Origin of the sequence: Sphingomonas sp. Ant20 (assembly GCF_000783375.1) — a bacterium.
In the GTDB taxonomy this organism is placed as follows: domain Bacteria; phylum Pseudomonadota; class Alphaproteobacteria; order Sphingomonadales; family Sphingomonadaceae; genus Sphingomonas; species Sphingomonas aerolata.
In genome coordinates this window covers 1-2,002 of sequence record NZ_JRVI01000222.1, presented here as the reverse complement: position 1 = coordinate 2,002, position 2,002 = coordinate 1, and the positions used below count along the sequence as shown (strand labels likewise).

The window sequence follows — 2,002 nt, the reverse complement described above, 5'->3', positions numbered from 1 at the left end:
GCGGCGGCGGCGAGCAGCAGGCGCTTGTCGCTGCGCGCGCGTCGGCGGCGACGGTGAAGCGGAAGCCGTCGAGCCGGCCGATCGGATGATCCTCGACCATCACCTCGCCCTCCGGACCGATCACGACGGGGAGCGACGCGGCGTCCGCACCGATCTGGCGCATCAGCGCGGTCGTGCGCTTGTCGACGAAGCGCTGCGTCAGGCTGGCATGGAGCGCGTCGGACAGGCGCTCCTCGAGCGCGGCGGTGCGCGCGGCCCAGTGCGCGGGCTCGGCGAGCCAGTCGGCCCGCTGCGCGATATAGGCCCAGATCCGCGTCGCCGCGATCCGGCCCGCGATCACCGGCACGTCGCCCGCGACGGTGTCGAGCCGCGCGATCTCGTCGGCGAACCATTGGTGCGGGATATGCCCCCGCCCCTCGCTGAGATGCCCGAACACGCGCGAGACAAAGCGCGCATGCGGGTCGAGCCCGACCTTGCGGAAATCGGGGATGCCGCACGCCGCCCAGAGCCGTGCGACCATCTTCGGGTGCCGCGTCCGTTCGCGCACCCAGCCCTCCTCGGCGAGCCGCTTGAGCACGCCGAGGTCGAGCGCCTGGGGTGCGGCGCGCAGGACGCCCGCGGGCGGACGCGCCTCGAGGCTCGCGACGAGCGCGTCGATGCTGGCGAAATCGGGTTCGCCCTGACGCCAGTAGAGATTTTCGAGTCGGGGAAAGCGGTGCTCCTCGATCGCGAGCACCTCTTCGGGAAGGAACGCGCCCGGCCCGTCGTCGGACAGCGCGCCGAACGTGCCGTCGCGCTGGTGTCGCCCGGCGCGGCCCGCGATCTGCGCCATCTCGGCGACGGTCAGGCGACGCTGGCGCTTGCCGTCGAACTTGTTGAGGCTGGCGAACGCGACATGCGCGACGTCCATGTTGAGCCCCATGCCGATCGCGTCGGTGGCGACGAGATAATCGACCTCGCCCGCCTGGAACATCGCGACCTGCGCGTTGCGGGTCCGGGGTGACAGCGCGCCCATCACCACCGCGGCGCCACCGCGCAGCCGGCGGAGCATCTCGGCGACCGCATAGACCTCCTCGGCCGAGAAGGCGACGATCGCGGAGCGCTTGGGCAGGCGGCTGATCTTCTTGGCGCCCGCATAGGTGAGCGTCGAGAAACGCGGGCGGTTGACGATCTCCGCCCCGGGCACGAGCGCCTTGATCATCGGTCGCAGCGCCTCGGAGCCTAGGATCATCGTCTCCTCGCGTCCGCGGGCACGCAGCAGCCGGTCGGTGAAGACATGGCCGCGTTCGGGATCGGCGCCCAGCTGCGCCTCGTCCAGCCCGACGAACGCGACGTCGCGGTCGGGCATGGATTCGGCGGTGCAGAGCAGCCAGCGCGCATCGGGCGGCATGATCTTTTCCTCGCCGGTGACCAGCGCGACGCGGTTCGCGCCCTTGATCGCGACGACGCGGTCATAGACCTCGCGCGCCAGCAGCCGCAGCGGGAAGCCGATCATGCCGCTGGAATGCGCGCACATCCGCTCGATCGCGAGGTGCGTCTTGCCTGTGTTGGTCGGCCCCAGGACCGCGGTCACGCCGCCGGACACATCGTCACTCATAGCCCAGAACATCGGGCGTAAGGTCGCGCGGCGCAATGACCGGCAGGACAAGTTCGCCGTATTCCGCGCACGGGTTTCCGTCCGCCCCCGCCGCACCACGCCTCGTCGCCACGCGTGGCGGGCGTGCGGCGGGTTAATTTGACTTTAGGACCCTTGCTGCACAGGACTCCGACCCGCGCCGGGGGGAACGGCGAGCCTGGCCGGAAATGTGCGCCAGGAATTTGGGCCACGAGGTGCGCGACGTGTATCTAGGGACGGAGCAGGAGCTGGGGCTGGCGGGCGGCATCGCGCCCGGGGGTTCGGGCGCGCCGCCGCCACCGGTTCCGGCGCCCTTCCCCGGGGCATCACGCGGTTGCACAACGCCGCGACGCGGATCGACTGGGTGCCCGATCTGGGCAGCGCGAT

At 71.2% G+C, this 2,002-nt stretch carries 1 pseudogene; it reads right to left on the bottom strand.

Annotated elements, in window-relative coordinates:
• A pseudogene (locus NI18_RS18985) lies at window positions 1–1,597 on the bottom strand (helicase-related protein); the annotation flags it as partial.
• Window positions 1,598–2,002: the final 405 nt, after the last annotated feature.